Origin of the sequence: Pseudomonas sp. Teo4, from assembly GCF_034387475.1 — a bacterium.
Lineage (GTDB): Bacteria > Pseudomonadota > Gammaproteobacteria > Pseudomonadales > Pseudomonadaceae > Aquipseudomonas.
On sequence record NZ_JAXCIL010000001.1, the window covers coordinates 936,165 to 959,293 of the forward strand.

18 protein-coding genes are annotated in these 23,129 nt (G+C 64.1%); 13 read left to right on the forward strand and 5 right to left on the reverse strand.

All coding sequences use genetic code 11. The annotated features are described in order from the left end of the window. Nucleotides 1–17: 17 nt before the first annotated feature. Complete coding sequence (locus PspTeo4_RS04525; protein ID WP_322362540.1) at nt 18–923, reverse strand: LysR family transcriptional regulator; 906 nt, start codon at nt 921–923, stop codon at nt 18–20. A gap of 249 nt (nt 924–1,172) precedes the next feature. Here PspTeo4_RS04525 and speB point away from each other — a divergent pair, with 249 nt between their 5' ends. From speB to PspTeo4_RS04590, 13 genes are all read left to right on the forward strand, one after another. Further along, nucleotides 1,173–2,144 carry an agmatinase gene (gene speB / locus PspTeo4_RS04530; RefSeq protein WP_322362541.1) on the forward strand — a complete coding sequence of 324 codons (972 nt, stop codon included), beginning with the start codon at nt 1,173–1,175 and terminating at the stop codon, nt 2,142–2,144. Between the two features lie 15 nt (nt 2,145–2,159). Beyond that, nucleotides 2,160–3,668, forward strand: a complete 1,509-nt coding sequence (locus PspTeo4_RS04535) for an aldehyde dehydrogenase family protein (RefSeq protein WP_322362542.1) — start codon at nt 2,160–2,162, stop codon at nt 3,666–3,668. Nucleotides 3,669–3,766: 98 nt separating this feature from the next. Next, nucleotides 3,767–3,946: a hypothetical protein gene (locus tag PspTeo4_RS04540; protein WP_322362544.1), complete on the forward strand. Its 180-nt coding sequence runs from the start codon at nt 3,767–3,769 to the stop codon at nt 3,944–3,946. Next, the gene (locus PspTeo4_RS04545; protein WP_322362545.1) at nt 3,943–5,412 is read left to right on the forward strand and encodes a purine-cytosine permease family protein; all 1,470 of its coding nucleotides are present in this window, start codon (nt 3,943–3,945) and stop codon (nt 5,410–5,412) included. The genes PspTeo4_RS04540 and PspTeo4_RS04545 overlap by 4 nt, the downstream gene beginning before the upstream one ends. A 4-nt stretch (nt 5,413–5,416) precedes the next feature. After that, on the forward strand, nt 5,417–7,102 hold the full coding sequence (betA, locus tag PspTeo4_RS04550; RefSeq protein ID WP_322362546.1) for a choline dehydrogenase: 1,686 nt from the start codon (nt 5,417–5,419) through the stop codon (nt 7,100–7,102). Between the two features lie 529 nt (nt 7,103–7,631). Further along, nucleotides 7,632–9,056 (forward strand): D-serine/D-alanine/glycine transporter, encoded by a 1,425-nt coding sequence (gene cycA, locus PspTeo4_RS04555; RefSeq protein ID WP_322362547.1) that lies wholly within the window; start codon nt 7,632–7,634, stop codon nt 9,054–9,056. 82 nt (nt 9,057–9,138) lie between these two features. Then, the gene (locus PspTeo4_RS04560) at nt 9,139–10,671 is read left to right on the forward strand and encodes a sigma-54-dependent transcriptional regulator (RefSeq protein WP_322362548.1); all 1,533 of its coding nucleotides are present in this window, start codon (nt 9,139–9,141) and stop codon (nt 10,669–10,671) included. 261 nt (nt 10,672–10,932) lie between these two features. Then, nucleotides 10,933–11,310, forward strand: coding sequence for a glycine cleavage system protein GcvH (gene gcvH, locus PspTeo4_RS04565; protein ID WP_322362549.1), 378 nt, complete (start codon nt 10,933–10,935; stop codon nt 11,308–11,310). A gap of 14 nt (nt 11,311–11,324) precedes the next feature. After that, nucleotides 11,325–14,195, forward strand: coding sequence for an aminomethyl-transferring glycine dehydrogenase (gcvP, locus tag PspTeo4_RS04570; RefSeq protein ID WP_322362550.1), 2,871 nt, complete (start codon nt 11,325–11,327; stop codon nt 14,193–14,195). Nucleotides 14,196–14,264: 69 nt separating this feature from the next. Next, nucleotides 14,265–15,518 carry a serine hydroxymethyltransferase gene (gene glyA, locus PspTeo4_RS04575; protein ID WP_322362551.1) on the forward strand — a complete coding sequence of 418 codons (1,254 nt, stop codon included), beginning with the start codon at nt 14,265–14,267 and terminating at the stop codon, nt 15,516–15,518. A gap of 20 nt (nt 15,519–15,538) precedes the next feature. Then, nucleotides 15,539–16,663, forward strand: a complete 1,125-nt coding sequence (gcvT, locus tag PspTeo4_RS04580; protein WP_322362552.1) for a glycine cleavage system aminomethyltransferase GcvT — start codon at nt 15,539–15,541, stop codon at nt 16,661–16,663. Nucleotides 16,664–16,687: 24 nt separating this feature from the next. Next, the gene (gene lipA, locus PspTeo4_RS04585) at nt 16,688–17,662 is read left to right on the forward strand and encodes a lipoyl synthase (RefSeq protein WP_322362553.1); all 975 of its coding nucleotides are present in this window, start codon (nt 16,688–16,690) and stop codon (nt 17,660–17,662) included. Between the two features lie 75 nt (nt 17,663–17,737). Next, nucleotides 17,738–18,160 (forward strand): hypothetical protein, encoded by a 423-nt coding sequence (locus tag PspTeo4_RS04590; RefSeq protein ID WP_322362554.1) that lies wholly within the window; start codon nt 17,738–17,740, stop codon nt 18,158–18,160. 148 nt (nt 18,161–18,308) lie between these two features. On the opposite strand, the gene PspTeo4_RS04595 is transcribed toward PspTeo4_RS04590, so the two are convergent. From PspTeo4_RS04595 to PspTeo4_RS04610, 4 genes are all read right to left on the reverse strand, one after another. Then, nucleotides 18,309–19,148, reverse strand: a complete 840-nt coding sequence (locus tag PspTeo4_RS04595) for an alpha/beta hydrolase (RefSeq protein WP_322362555.1) — start codon at nt 19,146–19,148, stop codon at nt 18,309–18,311. A gap of 10 nt (nt 19,149–19,158) precedes the next feature. Then, entirely contained in the window at nt 19,159–21,501 is a 2,343-nt protein-coding gene (locus tag PspTeo4_RS04600) for a TonB-dependent siderophore receptor (RefSeq protein WP_322362556.1), read from the reverse strand. A 66-nt stretch (nt 21,502–21,567) separates the two neighbouring features. Beyond that, entirely contained in the window at nt 21,568–22,491 is a 924-nt protein-coding gene (locus PspTeo4_RS04605; protein WP_322362557.1) for a DUF4880 domain-containing protein, read from the reverse strand. Further along, on the reverse strand, nt 22,488–23,006 hold the full coding sequence (locus PspTeo4_RS04610; RefSeq protein WP_322362558.1) for a sigma-70 family RNA polymerase sigma factor: 519 nt from the start codon (nt 23,004–23,006) through the stop codon (nt 22,488–22,490). The genes PspTeo4_RS04605 and PspTeo4_RS04610 overlap by 4 nt, the downstream gene beginning before the upstream one ends. Nucleotides 23,007–23,129 lie beyond the last annotated feature (123 nt).

The following is a 23,129-nucleotide window of genomic DNA, read 5'->3' on the forward strand; positions in this document are numbered from 1 at the left end:
CGGCGCCGGTGGGCCGTTCAGACCTGGAGCATGCAGGCGTTCAGGTCTTCGAGAAATGCCTGCAGGATCGGTGGTGGTGAGACCCCGCGCCGGGTAATGACATCGAACGGAGAAGTCAGGTCCAGCGTGCTGGCGCCCAGGCGGCGCATGTCACCGGTCTTGACCCACTGCTCGGCGAAATGCACCGGCAGGAAGCCGATGTAGGCGCCGGAAATGATCAGGATCGCCGCCGCCTCAATGTTCTCCACGGTGGCCGCGGCCTTGCTCACGCCCAATTGCTCCAGGTCGTACTGCTGCATGTAGCCGCGCACGACGATATGGCAGTTGCGAACCTCTTCCAGCAGGCGCCCGTTCGCCGCCTTGCTGGCATACAGCGGATGGCGGCGGCCACAGTAAAGCCCAAGCCCCTCGTCATAGAGCGGCAGGTAGGACAGCCCCGGAACGCGCAGGGGAAAGTGGCCGATGGCCAGGTGCAGCCGGCCGTCCAGCACGCGCTCTTCCAGCTCTGCCGGGGCGCCGATGTAGATGTGCAGGTGGGCATCGTGCCCGCGCGAGACGAAGCGCTGGGTGGTGCGCGGCAGCGGCGAGGCGGCGTCGGTCAGGGTGGAGTCGATGATGCCGAGGTTGAGCTTGCCGCTGATGTGCTGCTTGAGCACGTCGGCGTCCATGCAGAAGCTTTCCACTGCGCTGAGCAGGCGCAGCGTGGCCTCATGAATGGCCACGCCTTGCTCGGTCAGGCGAAAGCCGCTGCGCCCGCGTTGGCACAGCTTGACCCCCAGGCGGGTCTCCAGGTGCGTCATCTGTTCGCTGATGGTCGATTGGCCGGCGTTGAGCGCAGCCTGCGCTGCGGAAAATCCACCACATTTGACGATGGTGGTGAATACCCTGAGCAGCTTCAGGTCGACGTCGTGGAGCTGGATCAACAGTGCCTCCCGGCCGGCGTTCACATCCGCCTTGGCGATGTGAACATGCCTGCATTGTTTTTTCCCAAGCTAACCATGCGCTTGTGACCACTGCAATGGGCGACTGACGCGCGCATGCATACTTCGGGTTGGCCGATGTATGCATCTGCACTTGCGCATTTTTCCCACTCCCGCCTGGCTCCATAGTGGCTGCAACGGTGGTCGAGTACTCGCCCCGTCTCCTGACCAGAACAATAAGTGGAGAAACCCATGGCAAAGCACGGTTATGAATCCGGCCGCCTGAACCTGCCCTTCGTGGGCCATTGCACCTTCGCCAAGTCCCCTGTGTGCACCGACTGGGCGGCGATCAATGCCGATGTCGCGATTCTTGGCGCCCCCAACGACATGGGTACCCAGTGGCGTTCCGGCGCACGTTTCGGGCCACGCGGCATCCGCGAGGCATCGACCCTGTTCTCCTTCGGCCATGCCGGCGCCTACGACTTCGAAGACGACGCGACCTACCTGACCGATGACCAGCTGCGCATGGTCGATGTCGGTGACGCCGACATCGTGCATACCGACATGGCCACCAGCAACGCCAACATCGAATCGGCCGTACGGCAGATTCTCGCGGCCGGTGCCATGCCAGTCGTGCTGGGCGGTGACCATTCGATCCATGCCCCTGTGATCAAGGCGTTTGAAGGGCGCGGGCCGATCCACATCGTGCATTTCGACGCCCACCTCGACTTCGTCGACGAGCGTCATGGCGTGCGCTACGGCCATGGCAGCCCGCTGCGCCGGGCCTCGGAGCTGGACCATATCGTCGGCATGACCCAGCTGGGTATCCGCAACGTGTCGTCCTCCAACCGTGACGACTACGATGCCGCCCGCGAGGCCGGCTCGCAGATTCTCTCGGTGCGTGACGTGCGTCGCCTGGGCTGCGAAGGCGTAATGGCGAAAATCCCCGAGGGCCGCGATTACTACATCACCATCGACATCGACGGTTTCGACCCCTCCATCGCGCCGGGCACCGGCACGCCGAGCCACGGCGGTTTCCAGTACTACGAAGTGCTGGAAATCATCCAGGCGCTGGCCCGCCGCAGCCAGGGCCGGATCGTCGGCATGGACCTGGTGGAAGTGGCCCCGGCCTACGACCCGGCGGGCGTTACCTCGATCCTTGCCGCGCAATTGCTGATGAACAGCATCGGTTTCATCTTCCACGCGCGCGCCAACGCTCGCTGACCCGGAGACCTTACAGTGGACAACAAGGTAAAAGCCTACCTGCAGGCCTACGGCATTTCCGAGGCCACCCAGCGTTTTCTCGCCAAGCCCCAGCGCATGTTCATTGGCGGGGCCTGGCTGGAGGCCAGTGACGGTGTCAGCGCCGAAGTCATCGAGCCTTCCACCGAGGCTGTGCTGACGCGCATCCCGATGGGCACCCGTGACGACCTCGACCGCGCCGTGCGTGCCGCCCGCGAGCAGTTCGATGGCGGCGCCTGGAGCCAGCTCAAGCCGCTGGAGCGTGAACGCCTGATCCACCGCCTGGCCGACCTGATCGAAGCCAACGCCGATGAGCTGGCGCAGATCGAGTCCATCGACATGGGCAAGTCGGTCGCCCAGGCCCGTGCCGTCGACATTCAAGGCACGGTCGATACGCTGCGCTACTTCGCCGGTTGGGCCAGCAAGATCCATGGCCGTACCGTCGAGCCTTCGCTGCCGGGCAACTACCTGGCCTATACCCGCAAGGAGGCGGTGGGCGTGGTGGGGGCCATCGTGCCCTGGAACTTCCCGCTGCAGACCATGGCCTGGAAACTGGGCGCGGCACTGGCGACCGGCTGCACTGTGGTGGTCAAGCCGGCGGAGCTGACGTCGCTGTCTGCCCTGCGTTTTGCCGAGCTGGTACAGGCGTCGGGCATTCCCGATGGCGTGATCAACATCGTGACCGGGCGCGGCAGCGTGGTGGGCGAGGCGATGTCCAGCCACCCGGGCATCGACAAGCTGAGCTTCACCGGCTCAACGCCGGTAGGCTGTTCGGTGGGCAAGGCGTCGATGGACCAGATGAAGCGCCTGACCCTGGAGCTGGGCGGCAAGTCGCCGGTGATCGTGTTCGCCGATGCCGATATCGACGCCGCAGCCGAGGCGGTGGCCAATGGGGTGTTCTTCAACTCGGGGCAGGTGTGCGACGCCGGCACCCGGGCCTATGTCGAACGCAGCGTCTACCCGGCGTTCCTCGAAGCGTTGGCCCGCTACACCGCCACCTTGAAGATTGCCCCCGGCCTGGACCCGGACTGCTTCATCAGCCCCATGGTGTCGCGTCAACAACAGCAACGCGTGCTGGACTACATCGCCCTGGGCAAGGCTGAAGGGGCGCAGGTGTACTACGGTGGCGAGCCAGTCGAGGGCCCGGGCTTCTTCGTGCAGCCGACGATCTTCGCCAACTGCAGCAATGACATGCGCATCGTGCGCGAGGAAATCTTCGGCCCGGTGCTGGTGACCACGCCCTTCGACAGCCAGGAGCAGGCACTGGAACTGGCCAACGACTCGGACTTCGGCCTGGCGGCGGCGATCTACTCCAACGACCTGGGCAAGGTCCACGGGCTGATTCCGCGCCTGCGCGCCGGCACCGTTTACGTCAACGCCCACAGCACCCTGGACCCGTCCATGCCATTCGGTGGCTACAAGCAGTCTGGCTACGGCAAGGACATGGGCGCAGAACAACTGGAGTTCTTGCTGGAGACCAAGGCGGTCTGGATCACCTTGCCCTGAGGTAACAGGGCCAGCCTGCGCCGCTGACGGTTGGCGAGCGGCGCAGGTTTATCGAATGCATCGAATTTCAAGAACAAGAACCTGTCGAGGTGATGCCGATGAACAGCCAAGTGGATGTCGAGCGAGCGCAAGACCTGGAAAGGCGCCTGCGCGCCTATGAAGAACTGGAGGGCAGGGCGCATTGGCCTGGCGCCCTGGGCGTGGGCGACGTTGTCGCGTTGGCCCTGCTGGTGCTGGTGATGGTCGCCGGGGCGTATTGCCTGGGAGGCCAGCCATGAGCGCCTCCAGAGAGCAGGAGTTTCGCCTGAGCGCGGAACGTGGCGACACCCCGTTGTTGCCCAATGAGCGGGTCTGGGGCTTCTGGGGCTTCGCCTATGCCAACTCGGCGCTGGCGGTGGCCACCTGGGTGTTTCTGATCGGCGGTGCCACCGCGCTGTTCGTCGGCCCCCTGCAAGGGATCGCGGCGATCGTCATCGGCAACATCATCGGCGTGGTGCTGGCCGCCGCGTCCACCTGCCTGCCGTGCGGCAAGTACGGCGTCGAGCAGTTCACCTTCCTGCGCAGCATGTTCGGCCTCAACGGCAGCCGCTTGGTCTACTTCCTCTCGGTGGTGGTGCTGACCATGGGCTGGCTGGCGGTACTGGGGCTGATGTGCGGGCGCGCGCTGGACAACCTGGAAACCCTGGTGCAACACAGCCAGCCGGACGGTGATGGCTGGCTGGTGACCGCCGGTGCCTTGCTGGCCATCGTGCTGGCAGCGTTGGTAGCCATGCGCGGGCCGGACATGATTCGTCGGCTGAGCGCGGTGATCGCCCCGAGCCTGATCCTGATCATGCTGGCGCTGATGTACTTCATTTCCCGGCGCTACAGCCTGGACGAGCTGTTGGCCATGCCGCCACTGCAACCCCCGTTCGAGAACCCGCACGTCAACTTCATGATCGCGGTGGAAATCAACATTGCCGCAGGGTTCTCCTGGTGGCCCTACATCGGCAACCTGTCGCGCCTGTGCAGCAACCAGCGTACGGCGTTCTGGCCCAACCTGGTGGGGATCTTCGGCGCGGCCTCGCTGGGCGAGTCGGTCAGCCTGTTCGCCGCCACCACACTGGGCAGCAGCGACCCCACCGCCTGGATGCGTCTGGCCGGTGGCCTGGGGTTCGGCGTGGTGGCCCTGAGCTTCCTGGCGCTGGCCAACCTCACGGGCATGGTCAACATCCTCTACACCGCTGTCATCGGCCTGCGCCAGCTGGCCGGGGAGCGTCTGCGCAGCATGGGCTGGGGGATACTGATCGCGCTGTTCTGCATCATCCCGGTGGTGATCGTGGTGTTCCTCCCGGGCATCTACGACGGCTTCTTCATCTTCCTGGTGTGGACCTCCGCGCTCAACAGCGCCCTGGCCGGCATCGGCATCGCCGATTACTTCTTCCTGCGCAAGCAGCGCCTGAACCTGCGCCACCTCTATGCCGAGCAAAGCGGCTCGCCGTTGCGCTTCTGCAAGGGCTTCAACCCCATCGCGCTGGTGGCGCTGGTGGCGGGCTTCGCGATCTACGTGGTGGTGTTCAACCCACAGACCCTGGCCCATACCGACTTCTTCACCTTCGCCACGGCTTCGCTGCCGTCCTGCCTGCTGGCCGGGCTGGTGCACTACAGCCTGACCCGACTACTGGCGGCGCGCCTGGGTTGGGGTGGCTACCCAAAGGGCAATGAACGCAACCTCGCGGCCTCGGGCCTGCGTGTACAGGACTAGAACCATGAACAAGCGATACGACTACATCATCATCGGCGCAGGCTCTGCCGGCTGCGTCCTGGCCAACCGCCTGACCGAAGACGCCGGCACCTCGGTGCTGGTCCTGGAGTTCGGCGGCAGCGACCGCAGTGTGATCATCCAGATGCCCAGTGCGTTCTCCTTGCCGATGAACACCAAGAAGTACAACTGGCACTACGAGACCGTGGCTGAGCCGCACCTGGACGGCCGACGCCTGCACTGCCCTCGGGGCAAGGTGCTGGGTGGCTCGTCGTCGATCAATGGCCTGGTGTACATCCGTGGCCATGCCTGCGACTTCGATGAGTGGGAAAGCCTGGGCGCGAAAAACTGGAGCTACCGCAATTGCCTGCCGTACTTCAAGCGTGCCGAGAACTACAAGTTCGGTGGCGATGACTACCGGGGTGGCGCAGGGCCGCTGTCGACCAACAATGGCAACAACATGCAGAACCCGTTGTACGGTGCCTGGGTGCAAGCCGGGGCCGAGGCTGGCTATATCAAGACCGACGACTGCAACGGTTACATGCAGGAAGGTTTCGGGGCCATGCACATGACGGTCAAGGATGGCGTGCGCTGGTCCACCGCCAATGCCTACCTGCGCCCGGCCATGAGCCGGCCCAACCTGACGGTGGTCACCCACGCCATGACCCGGCGCATCCTGCTCGATGGCAAGCGCGCGGTAGGTGTGGAGTACGACGAGGGCGGCCAGACCCACAAGGTCTACTGCAACCGCGAGGTGCTGGTTTCGTCCGGACCGATCGGCTCGCCGCACCTGCTGCAGCGCTCGGGCATCGGCCCCGAGGCGGTGCTCAAGCAGGCGGGTATCGAAGTGCGTCACCACCTGCCGGGGGTGGGTGAAAACCTTCAGGACCATTCGGAAATCTACATCCAGTACGCCTGCAAGGAACCGGTGACCCTGAACGGCAAGATGGGCCTGCTGGGCAAGGCGATGATCGGCCTGCGCTGGCTGCTGTTCAAGGATGGCCTGGGCGCCAGCAACCACTTCGAGGCCGGTGGCTTCATCCGCTCGTCCAAGGGGCTGCGTTGGCCGGACATCCAGTTCCACTTCCTGCCGGCAGCCATGCGCTACGACGGCGATAAACCGTTCAAGGGCCACGGCTTCATGGTGCTCACCGGGCCGAACAAGCCCAAGAGCCGAGGCCATGTGCGGGCGCTGTCGGCCGACCCGTACCAGCATCCGCAAATCCGCTTCAACTACCTGGAGAGCGAAGAGGACCGCGAGGGCTTCCGCCGCTGTGTGCGGCTGACCCGCGAAATCATCGCCCAGCCGGCCATGGACCGTTTCCGTGGCGAGGAGCTGGCGCCTGGGCCGCAGGTACAGACCGACGAGCAGATCGACGCCTTCGTGCGCGCCAACATGGAAAGCACCATGCACCCCTGTGGCTCTTGCCGCATGGGCGAGGACGACATGGCGGTGGTCGATTCGGCGCTGCGTGTGCGTGGTCTGCAGGGGCTGCGGGTGATCGACTCCTCGGTGTTCCCGAGCGAGCCCAACGGCAACCTCAACGCGCCGACCATCATGCTGGCCGAGCGCGCCGCCGACCTGGTGCGCGGGCGCGAGCCGCTGGCGCCGCTCGATGTGCCGGTGGGGCTGGTAGGGGGATGGGAGGAAGATCAGCGCAGCCGCGCGCCGGTGCGCAAGGTAGGCGCCTGATGTAGGGTAAGCCCGCTCTAATAGAACTGCACATCACGTGTTGATATAGCAGAGCCCTGTGGGAGCGGGTTTACCCGCGAAGCGTGCGACGCGGTGCATGGCACCGGCTTCGCCGGTGTTCGCCGGCAAGCCGGCTCCCACAGGTACCGCGACGCTCTTGCGATCACCGCGTTACCTGTAGGAGGCGGCTTGCCGGCGATGAGGCCGGTACAGGCAACACTAGTCAGGGAGGGCACATGAATGGACCGAATACGCTCCAATGGAGCGATTTCGCTACAGGTTAGCCAAGCGCAACGTTCACGACGCTCAGGCCTAAGGAACAGCCTGATTGGCCCTCATATCTGGAGCGACTTCCTTACAGCAAAAATAAACATCGTTCGATAAAACACCGGTATTTACGGTGTTTCACCCTTGGCATAGTCCTTGCTCTTTCCCTTGCGTTCGGCCGGGTTCTGGAAGTTGTTTGCCCGGTTCAAGTCGTTGAACTTGTGACGTTATAAAAACAATTAAACCAGCAAGGTAAAAGACAATGAATAACTTGCCCCATGGTCACCGTCCGCCTGATGGTGAAGCGCACGAACTCAAACGCAACCTGTCCAACCGCCATATTCAGTTGATCGCCATCGGTGGCGCCATCGGAACCGGCCTGTTCATGGGCTCTGGCAAGACCATCAGCCTGGCGGGTCCTTCGATCATCTTCGTCTACATGATCATCGGCTTCATGCTGTTCTTCGTCATGCGGGCCATGGGCGAATTATTGCTGTCCAACTTGAAGTACAAATCGTTCATCGATTTTTCCGCCGACCTGCTGGGGCCATGGGCCGGCTTCTTTACCGGCTGGACTTACTGGTTCTGCTGGATTGTCACCGGTATTGCCGACGTTATTGCCATTTCCGCCTATTCGCAGTTCTGGTTCCCGGACATTCCTCTATGGATGCCGGCGTTGGCGTGCGTTGGCCTGTTGCTCACGCTCAACCTGATGACGGTCAAGATGTTCGGTGAAATGGAGTTCTGGTTCGCCATGATCAAGATCGTCGCCATTTGCGCCCTGGTCTGCACTGGGTTGTACATGGTGGCTGCGGCCTATCAGTCGCCGGCAGGGCAGGTGGCGTCGCTGGCCAACCTGTGGAATGACGGCGGGATGTTCCCCCACGGCGCCATGGGGTTCTTCGCCGGCTTCCAGATTGCAGTGTTCGCCTTCGTCGGCATCGAACTGGTGGGCACCACTGCCGCCGAAACCAAGAACCCTGAACGTAACCTGCCACGGGCGATCAACTCGATTCCGGTGCGCATCATCGTCTTCTACGTGCTCGCGCTGGTCGCCATCATGGCCGTTACACCCTGGCGCGAGGTCGTGGCCAACAAGAGCCCCTTCGTCGAACTGTTCGTCCTGGCCGGCCTGCCAGCAGCGGCAGGGGTCATCAACTTCGTGGTGCTCACTTCGGCCATGTCGTCGGCCAACAGCGGCGTGTTTTCGACCAGCCGCATGCTCTACGGTCTGGCGATGGATGGCGATGCACCGGGCAAGTTCGGCGCGCTGTCCAGCCGTGCCGTGCCGTCCAATGGCCTGATCTTTTCCTGTGTGTGCCTGACGGGTGGGGCGCTGGTCATCTACCTGGTGCCAAACATGCTCGATGCCTTCACCCTGATCACCACGGTATCGGCACTGCTGTTCATGTTCGTCTGGTCGATCATCCTGCTGTCGTACCTGGCGTACCGCAAGCAGCGTGATCAACTGCATCGTGCGTCGAAGTACAAGATGCCGGGCGGTACGGTCATGTGCTGGGCATGCCTGGCGTTCTTCGCCTTCCTTCTGGGGTTGCTGGCCCTGGAAGCCGACACCCGCACTGCGCTGTACCTGGTGCCGGTCTGGTTTGCGGTGTTGGGCCTGGCCTACCGTTCGATCCGTCAGAAGAAACAGGAGACCGTGCAGTTGTCGTTCGACGCCGATTGATCGGCACATTCATGTGTTGCCCAAGGGGGACGGTGCAGGCGCGCTGTCCCCCTGTCGTCTTTTTGCCAAGCAGGGAATTTTGATGAGAATCCACGTCACCTTTGTCGACCGTGTCGGCATCACTCAGGAAATCCTGGCGCTGCTTGGGGCGCGCAACCTCAACCTGGACGCGGTGGAAATGATTCCGCCGAACGTCTACATCGATGCTCCGACGCTGTCTCCAGTGGTGCTGGATGAGCTCTACGCAGCGCTGCTGCGGGTGGTGGGTGTGCAGGAGGTGGCACTGGTCGACTTCCTGCCCGGCCACCGCCGACGCCTGCAGTTGGAGGCCTTGCTGGCGGCGATGAGCGACCCGGTGCTGGCGGTGGACCCCAGCGGCCATGTGCTGCTGGCCAATCCGACCCTGGTCAGCCTGGTAGGGCGCGAGCCTGCGGGTGAGCCGTTGTCGCGGTTGTTTGCCGAGCCGGACCTGGCACAGACCCTGCTCGACAAAGGCTTTCGCCTGCCCATGTGTGAGGTGAGCTTCCAGGAGCAGTCGTTGCTGCTGGAGGCTACGCCCATCAGCGGTGGCGCCGATGGCCTGGTGGGCGGCTTGCTGACCTTGTACCCGCCCAGCCGCATCGGCGAGCGCCTGGCCTCGCTGCTGCATGACAATGCCGAAGGGCTAGGGGCATTGCTGGGCGAGTCGGCGGTTCTCAAGGCGTTCAAGGCACGCCTGCACAAGGTGGCGAGCCTGGAGGCGCCGCTGCTGATCCAGGGCGAGACTGGCACCGGCAAGGAGCTGGTGGCCCGCGCCTGCCATGGGCTCAGTGCCCGGCGCGATGCTTCGTTCCTGGCGCTGAACTGCGCGGCGTTACCCGAGAGCCTGGCCGAGAGCGAGCTGTTCGGCTACGCCGCTGGCGCCTTTACCGGCGCCCAGCGCGGCGGCAAGCCGGGGCTGCTGGAATTGGCCGATGGCGGTACGGTGTTTCTCGATGAAGTGGGCGAGATGTCGCCTTACCTGCAGGCCAAGCTGCTGCGCTTTCTCAATGACGGCAGTTTCCGCCGGGTCGGCGGCGGCAGCGAGGTGCGGGTGAATGTGCGGGTGGTCTGCGCCACCCACCGCAACCTGGAAAACATGGTGATCGACGGCAGCTTCCGCGAAGACCTTTACTACCGCCTCAACGTGTTGAACCTGAAGGTGCCACCGCTGCGCGAGCGCGGCAAGGACATTCTGCTGCTGGCCGAGCACTTCCTGCGCCAGGCCTGTGCCCAGATACAGCGCTCGCCGTGCCGGCTGGCGCTGGCCACCCATCCGCTGCTGCTGGGCAATCGCTGGTCGGGCAACGTGCGCCAGTTGCAGAACGTGATCTTCCGCGCCGCAGCCATCAGTGAAGGGGAGGTGATCGACTGCGACGACCTGGAGTTGGCCGGCACGGCGTTGAACAGCCAGCAACCCGACGGGCTGGAAATCGTCAGCCTCGAAGCGGCCGTGCAGGCGTTCGAAAAATCCCTGCTGGAAAAACTGTACGAGAGCTACCCCTCGACCCGGCAGCTGGCCGTGCGTCTGCAGACGTCCCACACGGCTATCGGCCAGCGTCTGCGCAAGTACGGCATCGCCAGTCGAGTCTCGTAGCCGGCCTGGTTCGAATACGCTCCACTGGAGTGATTGTGCTCCACCTGGCCGTGGGCCGCGTGCCCAGTGGCTGGCCCCGTCGGCAGTGTTGGCCAGGTTCGAGCAGTGGAGCGAATACGCTCCGCTACAACGACCTCCAATTAGCTGCCTTTTATTCGTAACCTATTGATAAATATAAATAAAAACATATTGGCATTGCTCTTGCTCTTGTCTATGTCAGCCCCGCTCAGGGGCCCATCCGAAAACAAGAGAGGAAATTCCATGAGCACTCTGCGTTTTACTCCCGAACACGAATGGCTGCGTCTGGAAGCGAGTGGCGAGCTGACCGTTGGTATCACCAGCTATGCCCAGGAAGCCCTGGGTGATGTGGTGTTCGTGCAGCTGCCGGAGCCGGGCGAGTACGGGGAGGGCAATGAGGTCGCAGTGCTCGAATCGGTCAAGGCCGCCAGCAACATCACCATGCCTTTGAACGGCACCGTGGTGGCCGTCAATCAGGCCCTGGCCGACGACCCTGAACTGGTCAACGCTTCGCCCATGCAGGACGGCTGGTTCTTCCGAATTCAGGTGAGCAACCCCGCCGATCTCGACACGCTGATGGACCAGGACGGCTACGACCGCTTCCTGGCCGACAACGCCTGAGCCCGGGTGCTGCCATGAACAACGCATCCATCCCGCTGGGCACCGCCAACGAATTCATCGCCCGTCACATCGGCCCACGCGAAAGCGATGTCGAGGCAATGCTGGCGCTGACCGGGCATGACTCGCTCGACGCGCTGATCGAAAGCGTCATTCCCGCCAGCATCAAGGGCACCAGTGTGCTCGAACTGACGGCGGGGCAGGGCGAAGCAGAGGCCCTGGCCGCCCTCAAGGCGATTGCGGCGAACAACCAGCTGTATCGCAACCACATCGGCCAGGGTTATTACCCATGCCATACCCCGACGCCGATCCTGCGCAACCTGCTGGAGAACCCGGCCTGGTACACCGCGTACACGCCCTACCAGCCGGAGATCTCCCAGGGTCGTCTTGAAGCGTTGCTGAATTTCCAGACCCTGGTCAGCGACCTGACCGGCATGGAAATCGCCAACGCCTCGTTGCTCGATGAAGCCACCGCGGCCGCCGAGGCCATGACTTTCTGCAAGCGCCTGGCGAAGAACAAGGCGCCGGCGTTTTTCGCCTCCCGCCATTGCCACCCGCAGACCCTGGATGTGCTGCGCACCCGTGCCCAACCGCTGGGTATTGAAGTTGTCGTAGGGGATGACGCGGCACTGGCCGAGCAGAGCCTCGACGGCTACTTCGGTCTGCTGCTGCAGTACCCAGCCAGCACCGGTGAAATCGCCGACCACCGCGCCCTGGTGCAGCGCGCTCATGCAGCTGGCGCTCTGGTGTCGGTGTGCGCCGACTTGCTGGCCCTGACCTTGCTGACCCCACCGGGAGAATTCGGTGCCGACGTGGTGCTGGGCAGTGCCCAACGCTTCGGCGTACCGCTGGGCTTTGGTGGCCCGCATGCGGCGTACTTCGCCACCCGCGATGCGTTCAAGCGCGACATGCCCGGGCGCCTGGTCGGTGTGTCCATCGACCGCTTCGGCAAGCCGGCCCTGCGCCTGGCCATGCAGACCCGCGAGCAACATATCCGCCGCGAGAAAGCCACCAGCAACATCTGCACCGCGCAAGTGCTGCTGGCCAACATCGCCAGCATGTACGCCGTCTACCACGGCCCTGAGGGCCTGACACGCATCGCCCGGCGGGTGCACCGTCTCACCGCCATACTGGTGCAGGGGCTGCGCCAGCTTGGGCATCAGGTGGAGCAGGCGCACTTCTTCGACACCGTCAGCGTGGTGACCGCAGGGCCGGTGACCGCTGTGCTCGCCGCCGCCGACACCGCGCGGTTGAACCTGCGCCTGATCGACGATGTGCGGGTTGGCCTGTCGCTGGATGAAACCTGCGAGCAGGACAGCGTCGAGGCGCTGTGGCGGGTGTTTGCTGCGTCTGGCCAGACGCTACCGGACTTCGCTGCCCTGGCGGCCGATGGTGTGGATTGCCTGCCATCGGCGCTGCTGCGCGATACGCCCTTCCTGCAGCATCCAGTGTTCAACCGCTACCACTCGGAAACCGAACTGATGCGCTACCTGCGTCGCCTGGGCGACAAGGACCTGGCCCTGGACCGCAGCATGATCGCGTTGGGGTCGTGCACCATGAAGCTCAACGCCGCCAGCGAGATGATCCCGATCACCTGGCCGGAGTTCGGCGCCTTGCACCCGTTCGCCCCGGCCGGGCAGTCGCTGGGGTACCGCCAGCTGACCGATGAACTGGAGGCGATGCTGTGCGCTGCCACCGGCTATGACGCCATGTCGCTGCAGCCCAACGCCGGTTCCCAAGGCGAATACGCCGGCCTGCTGGCCATACGCGCCTACCACGCCAGCCGTGGCGAGGCGGGGCGCGATGTGTGCCTGATCCCGTCGTCGGCCCATGGCACCAACCCGGCGACGGCGCAGATGGCCGGCCTGCGGGTGGTGGTGGTCAACTGCGACGAGCGCGGCAATGTCGATGTGGCCGACCTGCAGCGCAAGGCCGAGCAGCACAAGGACCAGTTGGCCGCGTTGATGATCACCTATCCCTCGACCCATGGCGTGTTCGAGGACGGCATCACCCGCATCTGTGACATCGTTCATGAGTGCGGCGGCCAGGTGTACCTGGATGGCGCCAACATGAACGCCATGGTCGGCCTGTGCGCGCCGGGCAAGTTCGGCGGCGACGTGTCGCACCTGAACCTGCACAAGACCTTCTGCATTCCCCACGGCGGCGGAGGCCCCGGCGTCGGCCCGATCGGGGTCAAGGCGCACCTGGCGCCGTTCCTGCCCGGTCACGGTCATCTGGAGAACCCGCAGGGCGCGGTGAGTGCGGCGCCGTATGGCAGTGCCAGTATCTTGCCGATCACCTGGATGTACATCCGCATGATGGGCGGGGAAGGGCTCAAGCGTGCCTCGCAGCTGGCGATTCTGAGTGCCAACTACATTGCCCGGCGCCTGGAGGAGCACTACCCGGTGCTGTACACCGGTGAGAACGGCCTGGTGGCCCACGAGTGCATTCTTGACCTGCGCCCGCTCAAGGACAGTAGCGGCATCAGTGTCGAGGACGTGGCCAAGCGGCTGATCGACTTCGGTTTCCATGCTCCGACCATGTCGTTCCCGGTGGCCGGGACGTTGATGGTCGAGCCGACCGAAAGCGAGTCCAAGGAGGAACTGGACCGCTTCTGCGACGCGATGATCTGCATCCGCGAGGAAATCCGCGCGGTGGAGAACGGCACGCTGGACAAGCTCGACAACCCGCTGAAGAACGCACCGCATACCGCCAGCGAGCTGGTGGGCGAATGGCCGCATCGTTATGACCGGGAATTGGCGGTGTATCCGCTGGCTGATCTGCGCGAGCACAAGTACTGGCCGCCGGTGGGGCGTGTGGACAACGTCTATGGCGACCGCAACCTGGCTTGTGCTTGTCCGCCGATGTCGACCTATCAGGACGCCTGACTACCTCGTCTTTACTGGGGCCGCAACGCGGCCCCAGATCGAAGCTTCGAATCACAAGGATTTATTCAAATGTTCATTAAAAGCCTCACCCTGTCCGACTTCGACCCAGCACTGTCCGAGGCCATCCACCGCGAAGTGCAGCGTCAGGAAGACCACATCGAGCTGATCGCCTCGGAAAACTACACCAGCCCGCAAGTGATGCAGGCTCAGGGCACCGAGCTGACCAACAAGTACGCCGAAGGTTACCCGGGCAAGCGCTACTACGGTGGTTGCGAGCATGTCGATGTGGTTGAGCAACTGGCCATCGACCGCGCCAAGCAGCTGTTCGGCGCAGCTTACGCCAACGTCCAGCCGCATTCCGGTTCGCAGGCCAATGCGGCGGTGTACCTGGCGCTGCTGCAGGCCGGCGACACCATTCTGGGCATGAGCCTGGCCCACGGCGGCCACCTGACCCACGGCGCCAAGGTCAGTGCCTCCGGCAAGTTGTACAACGCCGTGCAATACGGCATCGATGACCATGGCCTGATCGACTACGACGAAGTCGAGCGCCTGGCCGTTGAGCACCAGCCGAAAATGATCGTCGCCGGATTCTCCGCCTACTCCCAGGTGCTGGACTTCCCGCGTTTCCGGCAGATCGCCGACAAGGTCGGTGCCTACCTGTTCGTCGACATGGCCCACGTCGCCGGCCTGGTGGCGGCAGGCCTGTATCCCAACCCGCTGCCTTACGCCGATGTGGTCACCACCACCACCCACAAGACCCTGCGCGGGCCGCGTGGCGGTTTGATTCTGGCCAATGCCGACGCGGAGCTTGAGAAAAAACTCAACGCAGCGGTGTTCCCAGGCGGGCAGGGTGGGCCGCTGATGCATGTGATCGCGGCCAAGGCGGTGTGCTTCAAGGAAGCCCTGGAGCCTGGGTTCAAGGATTACCAGCAGCAGGTCATCAACAACGCACAGGCCATGGCACAGGTGTTCAAACAGCGTGGTTTCGACGTGGTCTCGGGCGGTACCGAAAATCACCTGTTCCTGGTCAGCCTGATCCGCCAGGGCATCACCGGCAAGGACGCCGACGCCGCGCTGGGCCGTGCGCACATCACGGTGAACAAGAACGCCGTGCCCAACGATCCGCAGTCGCCGTTCGTCACCTCTGGCCTGCGCATCGGCACCCCGGCGGTGACCACCCGAGGCCTCAAGGAGCCAGAGTGCCGCGCATTGGCGACCTGGATCTGCGACATCCTCGACCACCTCGGCGATGCCGACGTCGAGGCCCAGGTGGCTCGGTCGGTGGCCAAGCTGTGCGCGGAACATCCGGTCTATCGCGGCTGAACTGATCAAGGGAATCATCCATGTCCACAGAACAACTGCTACACACTCCCTTGCATGCCCTGCACCTTGAACTGGGCGCGCGCATGGTGCCCTTTGCCGGTTACGCCATGCCGGTCCAGTACCCGCTCGGTGTGCTCAAGGAACACCTGCACACGCGCGAGCAGGCCGGCCTGTTCGACGTCTCGCACATGGGGCAGATTCGCCTGCGCGGCGCCGCTGCCGCCAAGGCGCTGGAAGCGCTGGTGCCGGTCGACATCATCGACTTGCCGGTGGGCATGCAGCGCTATGCGCTGTTCACCAATGAAGACGGCGGCATCCTCGACGACCTGATGGTCGCCAACCTGGGCGATGACGAGTTGTTTCTGGTCGTGAACGCCGCCTGCAAGGACCAGGACCTGACCCACCTTCGCCAGCATCTGGAAGGGCAGTGCGAGGTTGAGTCGCTGTTCGACAGCCGCGCCTTGCTCGCTCTGCAGGGGCCGGCGGCGGCCAAGGTCCTCGGGCGTTTGGCGTCCCAGGTCGGCAGCATGACGTTCATGCAGTTCGCCCAAGTGAAGCTGCTGGGGGTGGACTGCTACGTCAGCCGCTCGGGCTACACCGGTGAGGACGGCTATGAAATCTCCGTGCCAGTGGACGCTGCGCAAATGCTCGCCCGTGCGCTGCTGGCCGAGCCCGAAGTCGAGGCCATCGGCCTGGGCGCCCGTGATTCGCTGCGCCTGGAGGCGGGTCTCTGCCTGTACGGGCATGACATGGAGCCACGTACCACGCCGATCGAAGCCAGCCTGACCTGGGCGATTTCCAAGGCTCGGCGTGCGGACGGTGTGCGTGCCGGTGGCTTCCCAGGTGCCGAACGCATCTTTGCCCAACAGCGCGACGGCGTGGCCAGCAAGCGCGTGGGCCTGCTGCCCAAGGAGCGCGTGCCGGTGCGTGAAGGGGCGTTGATCGTTGATGCCCAGGAACAGGTGATCGGCCGTGTCACCAGCGGTGGTTTCGGCCCGAGCCTGGGCGGGCCGTTGGCGATGGGCTACGTGCAGAGCGCGTTTGCGGCGCTGGAAACGGAAGTCTTCGCCCAGGTGCGCGGCAAGCTCGTGCCGATGCACGTGGTGCGCACACCGTTCGTGGCGCAACGTTACTACCGTGGCTGAAGGCCAGACTGTCGGAGCACGAGCATGAATGAAACCCAGACTGTCGCCACGCGCCCGCAGCCCCTGCAGGCCGGGGTGAAACTGCGCGGTGCCGAGAAGGTGGCGCGCATCCCGGTGAAGATCCTGCCCACCGAGGAAGTACCCCGTAAACCCGACTGGATCCGCGTCGAGATTGCCACCTCGCCCGAGGTGGCACGGGTCAAGGCACTGCTGCGCAAGCACAAGCTGCACAGCGTCTGCGAGGAAGCCGCTTGCCCGAACCTGGGCGAGTGTTTCTCGGGGGGGACGGCGACGTTCATGATCATGGGCGATATCTGCACCCGACGCTGCCCGTTCTGCGATGTCGGCCATGGTAGGCCCAAACCGTTGGACGTCGATGAGCCGAAGAACCTGGCCATCGCCATTGCCGACCTGGGCCTGAAGTACGTGGTGATCACCTCGGTGGACCGTGACGACCTGCGCGATGGCGGCGCCCAGCACTTCGTCGATTGCCTGCGCGAGATCCGCAAGCTGTCGCCGGGCATTCAGCTGGAAACCCTGGTGCCGGACTACCGGGGGCGCATGGACGTGGCCCTGGCCATCACCGAACAGGAGCCGCCGGATGTGTTCAACCACAACCTGGAAACCGTGCCGCGCCTGTACCGGGCGGCACGGCCGGGTTCGGACTTTGAATGGTCGCTGGACCTGCTTCAGCAGTTCAAGCAACGCATTCCGGGGGTGCCGACCAAGTCCGGGTTGATGCTTGGCCTGGGCGAGACCGACGCGGAGGTGATCGAGGTGATGCAGCGCATGCGCGAGCATCAGGTCGACATGCTGACCTTGGGGCAGTACCTGCAACCTTCGCGCAGCCATTTACCGGTGCAGCGCTTCGTGCACCCGGACACCTTTGCCTGGTTTGCCGAACAAGGTTTGGCGATGGGCTTCAGGAACGTCGCGTCCGGGCCGCTGGTGCGTTCGTCTTACCATGCCGACCGACAAGCCGGGCAGGTGCAAGGCTAGTTGCGAGGGCTTTTTTAGCTGGTTGGCAAGCTGTGCCGGGGGTATGCTGAATGTTCACATATCGGGACATTCAGCATGCGCAGGTTGATGCTGTTACTCGCCGCCACCCTTGTCGCGGGCTGCCAGGCGCCGCTGCCGGTGGCGGACCCGCAAAAGGCCTGGGTCGACTTCTCCACGCCGTTCCCCAACGACAGGTTGCTGCTGGCTGAGCGGCTGGACAAGCAGCGGCTGCGCGACGGGCGCTTTTTCGAGGTTACCCCTGGCAGCCATGAGCTGATCGTCCGGTTCGATTATGAGCTGGTCGGCGGCGGTAGCATGAGCATGATGGGCGGGCCTACCACCCGCGTTTGTTACCTGACCATTCACTACGACCATTTTGAAGCGGGCCAACGTTACCTGCTTGAAGGGCGCTCGATGGCATTAACGCCCGAGGCCCGGTTGTTTAATGCCAAGCGCGAGATAGTGGCTGAGGTCAGTGAGTACTATTGCCTGATTTGAGGTTATATCAGCCGGCTCATACAGGCACTGCGCTGGTCTCAAGGTTGGTGCGGTCCATGTGGGAGAACTGTCTTGTGTTGCCTGTACCGGCCTCATCGCCGGCAAGCCGGCTCCTACAGGCGCCGAGCAAGCCTTGGGATTTTGACCATCAATAACGCCGCGTACTGATCAACTCATCCAGCACCCGTGCCGATACGCGGAACGGCAGCGACATGTGGTCCTCTCCTGGTTCGACCTGGAAATCACTTCGCAGCCCATACTGCGACAAGGCCTCCAGACGCCGCTGCAACGACCGCGCGTCCTGAATTTCCTGCGGCATTTCGCGGTCGCCGATGATCAGCGTGAGGCTGCGGTGGGTCAGGTCGATTTCGCTAGCATGGGCGCGTTGGGTGAACTCACGCTCATGGGGCATCAGGTAACGGTCGCGCCACCACAGGCTGGGGCTCAGCGCAACTACATGCTGGAACAGCTGCGGCCGGGTGAACAGGGCATACACCCCGAACATGCCGCCGAAGGAATGCCCCACCAGGCTGCGTTGGTCCTGGTCGACCTTGAACCGTGCATTGACCTTGGGCATCAGGCGCTTCTCGATGAAGTCCAGGAACAGGTCCTGCCCCCCTTGCGGCGGGGTGTTGCGCTCAGGCGGTTGTGGCGGCGACAGGTCGAAGGCGCGACGTTCGAAGTCCAGGGGCGTGTCGCTGGGGTAGCCGATGGCCACGATGATCGAGCCGCGCAAGCGGTCCTGGGCGCGCTTGGCGGCGTGGAAGGCCGGAAAGTAGGCATTGCCGTCGAGCAGGTAGATCACCGGGTAGCCGCCGGTCCAGGGCACGTCGCCCTCCGGCAGGCTGACCATGATGCGGTACTCGCGGTCTTCGGCGCTTTTCAACGTCCATTGTTCGGTACCGTCCAGTGTCACCGGCGCGGCGTAGGTTGTGCCCAGGCCGGCCAGCATCAAGGCCGTCAGCCACATCATCAATGTGCGGATCATCATCGCCCCCTTACCAGCGGTAGCTCAGGCTGGTGACCAGGCTGCGCGCTTCACCCCGGTAGCAGTAGCCTTGCTGACAGTTGATGTAGCGCTTGTCGAACAGGTTGCGTGCGTTGAACCCCAGGCGCACGCCTTCGAGGCTGCCGCCGAAGTCGTAGTGCACGCCGGCGTCGACCAGGGTGTAGCCCTCGTTTTTCACGGTGTTCTCGGCATCGCCATAGTTGGTCCCGGTGTAGCGCGCACCACCCGACACGCCCAGGCCGTAGGGCAGGCGGTAGTCGAGCCACAGCGAGGCGAGGTGGCGTGGGGTGTCCATCGGCTGCTTGCCTTCGTTGCCGTCGTTGCTCTTGGTGACCTCGGGGTCGTTGAAGGTGTAGCTGGCGGTCAGTTTCAGGCGGTCGGTCACGTCCGATACCGCTTCGAGTTCCAGACCTTTGGTGACCTGTTCGCCGGTGGCGATGCTGCGGGTCGGGTCCGACAGGTCACGGGTCAGCACGTTTTGCTGAGTGAGGTGGTACAGCGAGGCGGTCAGCATGGTCTTGCTGCCTGGGGGCTGGTACTTGATGCCCACTTCGTATTGCTTGCCCTCGGTGGCCTTGTACGGGCTGTTGTCCGGTTGCCGTGTGCTTTGTGGCAGGAACGAGGTGGCGTAGCTGGCATAGGGCGCCAGGCCATTGTCGAACAGGTACAGCACACCCAGCGAGCCGGTGGTGGCCGAGTCGCTTTCCACGCCGTCGATGGTATTGCGCCGCACATGCACGAAGTCGCGACGCAGCCCGGCCGACAGACGCCAGCGGTCCAGCTCGATCTGGTCCTGTAGGTACAGACCGCTGCGGTGCTCCAGGCCGTTTTCGTCTGCCAGCGGATCGGTCGGGCGGTCCACGTGCTGGTGGTAGTCGGGGTTGTAGCGGTCGATGGATGGCGCCGGGCCCCAGGCGTACAGCAGCGAGGTGTCGATTAGCGCGTAGTCCCAGCCGGTGACCAGGGTGTGCTTGAGTTCACCGGTGTTGAAGTGGCTGACCAGGCGAGTGTCGGTGGACAACGATGACAGGTCTTCGTAGACGCCAACCGCGTAGCGGTCGAGGATTGTGCCGCGCTCGGCGTACGGCTGCAGGTACTGGTTGGTGGTGTCGATCTGGCCGTAGCGCAGGTTCTGCTGGAAGGTGAAGGTGTCGTTGAAGATGTGTTCGAACTCGTAGCCTAGGGTCCATTGGCGCTGTTCGAGCTTGTCGAAGTACTCATCGCCCTGCCAGAAGTTGGTCAGGTGGTCGCCCTCCTGGTACAGCATCGGCGAGGCGGCGGTTTCGCGCTCCTGGTACTGCGCCAGCAGGGTCAGTCGCGTGTCCGGGTCGATCTGCCAGGACAGCGACGGGGCGATCAGGCGCACGTCGTTGTTCAGTTGCTCGATGTAGTTTTCCGCATCGCGGTACACGCCGACTACGCGGTACAGCACGTCGCCGCTGTCGTCCAGGCGCCCGCCGATATCGAACTGGCCTTGCTGGTGGTTGTAGTTGCCGGCCTGGATCTGCACCTCGTTCTTGGCGTCCAGGCTTGGCCGCTTGCTGACCCGGTTGACCATGCCGCCTGGGCTGATCTGCCCGTACAGCACCGAAGACGGGCCCTTGAGCACCTCGATGCGCTCAAGGTTGTAGGCCTCGGTCTGGTACAGCGACAGCCAGCCACTGCCAGGTTGGCGCAGGCCATCGAGAAAATCGGCGTTGATGGTGGTGTCGAAGCCACGCACGGTGATCATGTCGAAGCGCGGGTCCAGGCCGGAGCTGCCGACCCGCACACCGGCGGTGTAGGCCACGGCGTCCTCGACCCGGTCGACCTTGCGGTCGGCCATCTGTTCGGCGGTGACCACGCTGATGCTCTGCGCGGTTTCCAGGATCGGGCGGTCGGTCTTGGTGGCGCTGCTGGCGTTGCTGGCGAAGTAGCCATCCACCGGGGCGAAAGCGCTCTGCAGGCCGGTAGAGTCGATGCTGGTCGGCTCCAGTTGCACGCCCGACTCGGTCGCAGCCGGCAGCACCACATAGCCGGAGGCGGTCTTGTGCACGGTCAGGCCACTGCCGCTGAGCAGGCGGGTCAGGCCGTCTTCAACCGACCCGCCGCCGACAACGCCTGGGCTGCTCAGGCCACGCACGGCTTCCGGGGAAAACGACAAAGTGATGCCGGCCTGCTCGGCATAGCTGCTCAGTGCCTGCCCCAAAGGCCCGGCGGGAATGCTGGGGGCGGTCTGTGCCTGGGCCAGGGCGCTGCCGGCGAACAGGCTCAGGGCCAGGCACACGGCGCGTGGCAGGGTTCGGAAGGGGAAGGGCGCAAGGGCCTTGAGCGGGCGGCGGACGAGCAACATGGAAAGGGTCCATTCAGGGAGTGTTCATCCCTAACCGGATGAGTTGGAAAAGTCCGACAACTTTTTTCAGGCGTGTACGACACGCACCCACCAGCGGGTGCGTTCGACCACCCGCACCGGCAGCAAGTGAGTGATGTTGCGTAGCATCAGGGCCGGTTCATCGAGCTGGAACACCCCCGAAAGGCGCAGGTCCGCGACGCTGGTGTCACACCCCAGCCAGCCGCTGCGGTAGCGGGCGGCTTCGGCGAGGAAGTCGCCAAGACGGATGTCGTTGACCACCAGCAGGCCGCGGCTCCAGGCGAACGGGTCGAGCGCGCCCGCGGCCAACGGGTGCATGCCGCGTGTGTCGATGGCCAGGCCATTGCCTGCCAGCACGGTGCGTTGCTCGGTTGGCGAGGTGACCCGCACTTCGCCGCGTTCGACATGCAGCTCGCTGTAACCGTCGTACTCGCGCAGCACCGCCCGCGCTTGCTTGCCCTGGCACAGCGCGAAGCGGCAGCGGGCACGCCAGACGCTGCCGTCGATAAGCACTTCGCCTGCACGCAGCAACAGTTCGCCGTCCTGCACATCGATGGCGCTGTGGGTGTTGAGTAGTACGTGCGTGTCGCCCAACTGGAACGGGCGGCGCTCGCCCGTGGCGGTGGCAACGTCGCTGTGCCAGCCGGGCGGTGCCTTGCTCGCCAGCAAACCACTGCCTCCCACCGCCAGCCCGACGCCCAGCAGCTTGAGCATGCGCCTGCGGCTGACATCCACCTCGGCGCGCCGCAGCAGTGCGCTGGTATGTGTGGCGTCCGGTAATTGGCTGGGTTGAAAGTGCCCGCTGACCTGGGCCATGCGTTGCCAGGCCAGTTCATGGCGAGCATCCCTTTGCCGCCACGCCTGCAACTGCGCGTGCAGCGCTGGGTTGTGCGGGTGTTCGCGCAGGCGCATCTGCCATTCAATGGCCATGCACACAATGGCCTCTGGCAAGCGCTCGGCGTTGATGTTCACGCCGGGTCCTCGAAACACACCCGGTAGCAGTGCAGCAAGGCGCTGGCCACGTGGCGTTCGGCCGTGCGGCTGGAGATGCTCAATTGTTCGGCCACCTGGGCGTGGGTCAGGCCGCCGAGCTGGTACAACAGAAACGCATCGCGCACCACAGGCTTCAAACCGTCGAGCAGTCGGGCGATACGCTCCAGGCACTGCAAGGCTTCATGACGCACCTCGGGCGAGGGGTAGCTGGCTTCGGGCAGTTGAGCCAATGCTTCGAGGTAGGCACGTTCCAGCGCATCTCGGCGCCAGTGGTCGATCACCAGGCCGCGGGCAATGCGCGCCAGCAGGGCTTTGGGCGCCCGGTTGCTGATCGGCTGGTTGCGTACCAGCAAACGCACGAAGGTGTCCTGAGCCAGGTCCGCCGCCTGCTGCGAGCACCCCAGCGAGCGGCGCAGCCAGCCATGCAGCCAGCCGCGATGGGTGCCGTAGAGCACATCGAGAGGGATGATCGATTCCGTTTCATGCAACGACATGCAATGCCCCGGCTAGGCTGAGTGAGGACGAAAGCGCGCAACATAAACGCGAATCGTTCCCAATTCAACTTTTTTCAGTCAGTTGACGAAGGGCATGTACAGGGGAGGCAAAGCAGTGTGGGA

Excerpts from the sequence above, each read along its gene's own strand:
- speB (WP_322362541.1), top strand. The coding sequence starts at position 1,173 with ATGGCAAAGCACGGTTATGAATCCGGCCGCCTGAACCTGCCCTTCGTG.
- PspTeo4_RS04540 (WP_322362544.1), top strand. The coding sequence starts at position 3,767 with ATGAACAGCCAAGTGGATGTCGAGCGAGCGCAAGACCTGGAAAGGCGC.
- PspTeo4_RS04545 (WP_322362545.1), top strand. The coding sequence starts at position 3,943 with ATGAGCGCCTCCAGAGAGCAGGAGTTTCGCCTGAGCGCGGAACGTGGC.
- betA (WP_322362546.1), top strand. The coding sequence starts at position 5,417 with ATGAACAAGCGATACGACTACATCATCATCGGCGCAGGCTCTGCCGGC.
- cycA (WP_322362547.1), top strand. The coding sequence starts at position 7,632 with ATGAATAACTTGCCCCATGGTCACCGTCCGCCTGATGGTGAAGCGCAC.
- PspTeo4_RS04560 (WP_322362548.1), top strand. The coding sequence starts at position 9,139 with ATGAGAATCCACGTCACCTTTGTCGACCGTGTCGGCATCACTCAGGAA.
- gcvH (WP_322362549.1), top strand. The coding sequence starts at position 10,933 with ATGAGCACTCTGCGTTTTACTCCCGAACACGAATGGCTGCGTCTGGAA.
- gcvP (WP_322362550.1), top strand. The coding sequence starts at position 11,325 with ATGAACAACGCATCCATCCCGCTGGGCACCGCCAACGAATTCATCGCC.
- glyA (WP_322362551.1), top strand. The coding sequence starts at position 14,265 with ATGTTCATTAAAAGCCTCACCCTGTCCGACTTCGACCCAGCACTGTCC.
- gcvT (WP_322362552.1), top strand. The coding sequence starts at position 15,539 with ATGTCCACAGAACAACTGCTACACACTCCCTTGCATGCCCTGCACCTT.
- lipA (WP_322362553.1), top strand. The coding sequence starts at position 16,688 with ATGAATGAAACCCAGACTGTCGCCACGCGCCCGCAGCCCCTGCAGGCC.
- PspTeo4_RS04590 (WP_322362554.1), top strand. The coding sequence starts at position 17,738 with ATGCGCAGGTTGATGCTGTTACTCGCCGCCACCCTTGTCGCGGGCTGC.
- PspTeo4_RS04595 (WP_322362555.1), bottom strand. The coding sequence starts at position 19,148 with ATGATCCGCACATTGATGATGTGGCTGACGGCCTTGATGCTGGCCGGC.
- PspTeo4_RS04600 (WP_322362556.1), bottom strand. The coding sequence starts at position 21,501 with ATGTTGCTCGTCCGCCGCCCGCTCAAGGCCCTTGCGCCCTTCCCCTTC.
- PspTeo4_RS04610 (WP_322362558.1), bottom strand. The coding sequence starts at position 23,006 with ATGTCGTTGCATGAAACGGAATCGATCATCCCTCTCGATGTGCTCTAC.